The organism is Candidatus Neomarinimicrobiota bacterium, from assembly GCA_022567655.1.
GTDB lineage: Bacteria > Fidelibacterota > SORT01 > SORT01 > SORT01 > JADFGO01.
In genome coordinates, this window is the sequence record JADFGO010000118.1 from 1 (window position 1) to 5,538 (window position 5,538).

At 44.4% G+C, this 5,538-nt stretch carries 6 protein-coding genes; all 6 read left to right on the top strand.

Annotated elements, in window-relative coordinates; genetic code table 11:
• Positions 1-937: efflux RND transporter permease subunit (locus IID12_09640; GenBank protein MCH8289349.1), on the top strand; the 937-nt coding region annotated here is incomplete at its 5' end.
• A 505-nt stretch (positions 938-1,442) separates the two neighbouring features.
• Positions 1,443-1,763: a carboxymuconolactone decarboxylase family protein gene (locus tag IID12_09645; GenBank protein MCH8289350.1), complete on the top strand. Its 321-nt coding sequence runs from the start codon at positions 1,443-1,445 to the stop codon at positions 1,761-1,763.
• A gap of 262 nt (positions 1,764-2,025) precedes the next feature.
• The gene (locus IID12_09650; protein ID MCH8289351.1) at positions 2,026-2,610 is read left to right on the top strand and encodes a hemerythrin domain-containing protein; all 585 of its coding nucleotides are present in this window, start codon (positions 2,026-2,028) and stop codon (positions 2,608-2,610) included.
• Between the two features lie 38 nt (positions 2,611-2,648).
• Positions 2,649-3,638: a GTP 3',8-cyclase MoaA gene (gene moaA, locus IID12_09655; GenBank protein ID MCH8289352.1), complete on the top strand. Its 990-nt coding sequence runs from the start codon at positions 2,649-2,651 to the stop codon at positions 3,636-3,638.
• A 33-nt stretch (positions 3,639-3,671) separates the two neighbouring features.
• The gene (locus IID12_09660; protein MCH8289353.1) at positions 3,672-5,303 is read left to right on the top strand and encodes a c-type cytochrome; all 1,632 of its coding nucleotides are present in this window, start codon (positions 3,672-3,674) and stop codon (positions 5,301-5,303) included.
• 60 nt (positions 5,304-5,363) lie between these two features.
• Positions 5,364-5,538, top strand: a 175-nt coding sequence (locus IID12_09665; protein ID MCH8289354.1) for a hypothetical protein, incomplete at its 3' end; no start/stop codon positions are given.

Genomic DNA, 5,538 nt, shown 5'->3' on the forward strand with positions numbered 1-5,538 from the left:
CGTACGTGATGTGGAGGACATCATCGAGACAGCAATCGGAGGAAAGAATATAACCCGAACCATAGAAGGTCAGGAGCGCTATCCGGTGAATGTGAGATACCCCAGAGAGCTCCGTGATGACGTGGATAAATTAAAGCGTATACTCGTCCCGACCCCTTCAGGAGCGCAGATTCCCATATATCAGGTAGCAGACTTAAAGTTGACAACCGGTCCACCTATGATCCGTTCAGAGAACGGCTCAAAGGTCGGGTTAGTGTTTGTGGATGTGATAGGTGAAAGCTATGGCGATTATGTAGAGGCGGCAAAAGAATATATCAAGAAGAGTGTTGAACTTCCCGGTGGATATACTTTAGAATGGGCGGGACAGTACACTTATCTCGAGCGTCTTCGCGCAAAACTGATGTTGGTTGTGCCGATCACTCTTGTTATTATTTTCATGCTGCTTTACCTCAATTTCAACTCAGTAACGAAGACAATGATAGTTATGATTTCAGTGCCTTTCGCGTTTATCGGAGCAATCTGGATTCTATACGTTCTCGGATACAACACGAGCGTTGCGGTGTGGGTGGGAATAATCGCTCTCGGAGGCGTAGCGGTGGAGACAGGTGTAATTATGATAGTTTATCTCGACCAATACTATGAACGATATAAAACCGAGGGAAGAATGACATCGTTGGAATTACTGTTAGAGGCAGTAACACAAGGCGCCCTTCAACGTATGAGGCCAATTATAATGACAGCTACTACTACGACCGCAGCCCTGATACCCATCATGTGGAGCGCTGGTACAGGGGCGGATGTTATGAAGCGTATCGCTGCACCTATGGTGGGAGGAATGTTGACGTCAACGGTCCTGACGCTAATAGTCATACCTGCAATATACACCATCTGGCGTTCATGGAGCCTAAGAAGAGAATTAACCGCAGATATGCAATAGTTAACGGAACAAAGAATAATGAATGGTGACAAAACAGTGTTTGACTGTTCCGGTTCGCAGAGAGTGGTTATAGTTGCGTAATTATAAGAATGGTTCTTGAATCTAAATAATTCATATCCTATCTGTGCAGGGACTTAAGATTATAACGAAAGAGGTTCGGGTTTGTGCCATTATTGTGACATGAGGTTTGTAAGTTGATTAAAATCAACAATCGGTACACGCCTGTTGAGCGTGAGGTCAGTTAGGAATACATCAACAGTAGCGTGGGGAATTTAACATTCTTTTCATTGCTTGCAGAATAGGTTTTTGGGACTTTTGCATTTGTTTCCAAAAAGAGTTGTTTATTAGAAATGAGCAAAAACTCCAGTGCATTCTAACGACTTAATGTGTAACATAGTGTATGTTTCAAGTATAGGGGGTAAGGTCAATATTCAGATTATATTTTGCTTAAGAAGTTCGAGAAATCTTTTAAATTCTCTATAGAGAAAAATCAAGGAGGTTTATGATGTCAAAAACAAATTCAGACAAAATACCAACATTTTATCTCCAGTTTATGGAAAGATATCCCGAGGTGGGTGAAAGCTATGAAAAACTGGGAGATGCGGTTCACAATTCGGGTCCTTTGGATGAAAAGACTCGTTCGTTGGTAAAACTCGGTATCTCGATCGGAGCAAGGTTAGAGGGAGCAGTTCACTCTCATACACGGAAGGCGCTTCGTGTAGGTGTCAAACCCGATGAGATTCGTCACGCTGTAATTCTATCCCTGCCCACAATAGGACTGCCCTCTATGATGGCTGCTTTGTCGTGGGTAGAAGATGTGCTATAGAAAACACCGACCTGTTTAATGAAATCGTTCCGGATTCGCATTATTAAGAATCTGAACTCGAAGTATTGCATTTCTGGGAAATAATCAATCCCAATAAGCTAATCAGTTAAAACATTACTAAAGCTATCACATTGATAATCAGCCGCTTATGCCGAAAGATATCCTAAAAGTGTAAGAATGGCATAATAATTGTAATTAAGGCGACTATACTCGCAAAATTTTTATTTCATTTAACGAGTGGAATATCTTTACAGGAGAAGAAATGAAACCAACAGATATATTGGTAAAAGAACACGATGCAATACTGGTAATGCTGAATATCTTAGAGAAGGTCTGTCTCAGGCTCGATACCGGAGAAAACGTGAAATCAACAGATCTCGAAAACATAGTAGAGTTCTTCAAAGTGTTTGCTGACAAATGTCATCATGGTAAAGAAGAGGATATACTCTTTCCTGCCCTGGAAGAATATGGTATACCCAATGAGGGTGGACCGATAGGGGTAATGTTATCGGAGCATATCGTAGGGCGAGATAATGTCAAAGGCATGAGCAACTCAATTGATGACTACAAAGATGGAAGGGAATCCGCGTCTAAGGACTTTGTCCGATATGCGAGGAAATACATCGCACTGTTAACGGAGCACATTGATAAAGAGAATAACGTTCTTTTCAAAATGGCCGATATTCATATTCCGGAAGAGAGGCAGCAATCTCTTTTAGTGGATTTCGAAAGAGCCGAGGAAGAGAAAATCGGTCCGGGAGTACACGAAAAATTCCACCGGCTTTTAGAGGAATTAAGTGGGGTCTATTTGAAAAATCCTACTGAGGCAGTTGTTGCCGCTGACTGAATAAGTATCACCAGTAAAAAGGAGATGTCGTTTGTAACATGCTTGTTGACTCTCTAAACAGAAACATAGATTACCTCCGTTTATCGGTAACGGACAGGTGTAATCTCCGTTGCTCGTATTGTCTCCCTAAATCGTATTCGAATTTCAGTTCTGCCTCTGATATCATGTCAGATGAGGAGATAATTTCCCTCGTCAGATCTTTTTCCGAATTAGGAATTTTGAAACTTCGTATTACAGGGGGAGAACCTCTCATACGTCCCCAATTGCCCTCATTGATCGGGAAATTAAGAGAATTGGGTTCGATAAATGACATCTCACTGAGTACCAACGGGATATTCTTAAAAAAGTTCGCGCCTGCTTTATCCGATGCAGGATTAAATCGGATCAACATCAGCATTGACTCTCTGAACTTTGATAAATACAAGAGTATAACTTCTTTCGGCAATATCACTGATGTATTAGAGGGAATCGAGTGTGCATTAGATAATGGATTCTCTCCCGTGAAACTTAATGTTGTCGTGTCGCGGGGTATGAATGAAGATGAGATAAACGATTTCGCAGCTCTGACCGAGACTTATCCGGTCCATGTACGTTTCATAGAGCTTATGCCGATGGGGGAGACCGGTTATTTCTCATTTGAGAGAAGAGTTCCATTAGAAGAAATGATGCAATTAGCTCATCCTTTAGAACCGATTCCTATCGAAGATTGGCCCGCAGGATCAGGGCCTGCAAAGTATTTCCGCAGACCTAACGGCATAGGCACGGTAGGTTTCATCAGTCCTTTGAGCTCTAACTTTTGTTCCGACTGTAATCGGATGCGACTCTCTGCAAAGGGTGTTCTCATTCCGTGTCTCGCCAGTAATCAGGGTACGGACTTGTTGAGTATGTTGAGAGCCGGAGCGGATGAGAATGAAATCAAGGATGCGATCAAACTTACCGTATCCTGTAAACCGGAGAAGCATTTAATGATGGAAACAGCCACGAAAGGGAATTCTTATCCTCAATTCATGTGCCAGATGGGGGGATAGAATGTCAATATCAAAATATGAGGGAATATTGCTATGAGCAATCACAATAAGACTTCCTATTCTTTACCAATTATAGCAATAGTAGGAATTATTTTGTTTACGTGCGCACAACCGGAAATCTCCAAGGAACCTTTGAGTATTGAGACAGGTGAGCTGCCAAGGAGCCTGAGTCCTCTGAGTTATGTGGAGTCATCACCCCCACTGTTGGCAGTGGGGAAGATTCTGTACGATAAAAAGTGCGCGCCGTGCCATGGATTGGACGGGGCAGGAGAAGGCGCAGCAGCCTACTTACTATATCCAAAACCGAGAGATTTTGTGGCAGCCCGATATCGGATGGTGTCTACATGGGAGAGAGTACCAACAGATGATGACATCTTCGGAACTGTTTCGAGGGGGATTCCGGGTTCTTCGATGCCCTCCTGGGCGCACTTAACCGAAAATGAGAGATGGAGTCTCGTCCATTACATCAAATCTTTTGCGAACGAACCGATAGAGCCGAACGTGGTTGTAGGTGACAGCGGAGTGGGAATGTTGCGTATCCCTCCTGAAGCTGAATATACGTTAGAAAGGGCAAGGTTAGCCTCTGAACGGTTTCGGGATGCCTGCGCTTCATGTCACGGAACTACAGGAGAGGGGGATGGCGTCACCGACCAGATAGATGAGAAGGGAATGCCGACACGGCCGAGGGATCTAACTATGGGTGTGTTCAAGGGCAATCCCGATCCCAAAGAGGTATACCGCAGGATAGTATTGGGGATGCCGGGTACCCCAATGCCTATGAGCGATTGGTCTTACGGAGAGGAGGCGTGGCATCTGACCCATTTCATCCTCGAAATGTCAAGCGAGGAACAGCGTGAAATAGCAGAAATGAAGAAATTCAGGATCGTAGCGAACAGAGTGGAGAAGATTCCAGAGCATCCTGATGCAGGAATCTGGAGAGAGGCTGGATCAATCAACATCCATATGATGCCATTGTGGTGGAGAGTTGACAGGCCGGAAATATTGACAGTGCAAGCTCTTCATGACGGTAAAGAGCTGTCGCTCAGGTTGACATGGACAGATGCAACCGACGATCATACGGCGATTCGAGTTCAGGATTTCCGCGATGCCGCCGCCATCGAATTTTCAGCTGAAAATGACCCTCCTTTTTTCGGAATGGGTGAAAAAAATCAGACAGTAACTATCTGGATGTGGAAATCAGAACGGCAGGCGGATCTTGAACCCGCATTCCAGGATATAGATAAAATGTACCCTAACTTAGGAATCGACTCATATCCCAATCTTATGAAATCTGCTTTAGAACAACCGGCGCGTAATGCGCTGACCCTTGAGTCTGATCCGGATTTTATAACCGGATGGGGAGCAGGAAATATTGTATCGGATCCGACGAGAAAATCTGCCGTGGAAAATCTCACAGCGACGGGATTCGGTACGCTCAAGGCCCGGCCTATGATCGAGCAGAACGTACAATCATTCGGGGTATACGATATCGGAACGTATAGGGTTGTTTTCAGGCGCTCTATGAAGGGTGAGGGTCAAAACAGTATGGATTTTGTTCCGGGACAGCATCTTTCCGTGGCTTTTTCAGTCTGGAACGGAAGTGCCGGTGACCGGGACGGTAAAAAATCGGTGACAATCTGGCAAGACTTGGTAATCGCGTATTAAAAAGTATACCAGAACGAACCGTGAATACAGGAGATTTTCAAGTATAGCGAGGAAGCGACAATGAATAAAAAAACTGAAGGAAATGATAGTAGAGGGATGGAGAGGAGAGAGTTTCTCAGGTGGATGGAGTTAGGGGCAGGTGCGCTGGCATTTACACTGAGTACTCCGATGAAGCTCCTCTCGGCTGTGAATCCGGGCGAAAATCCATTGGCTGGGTCGGTTAACAGGGGATGGG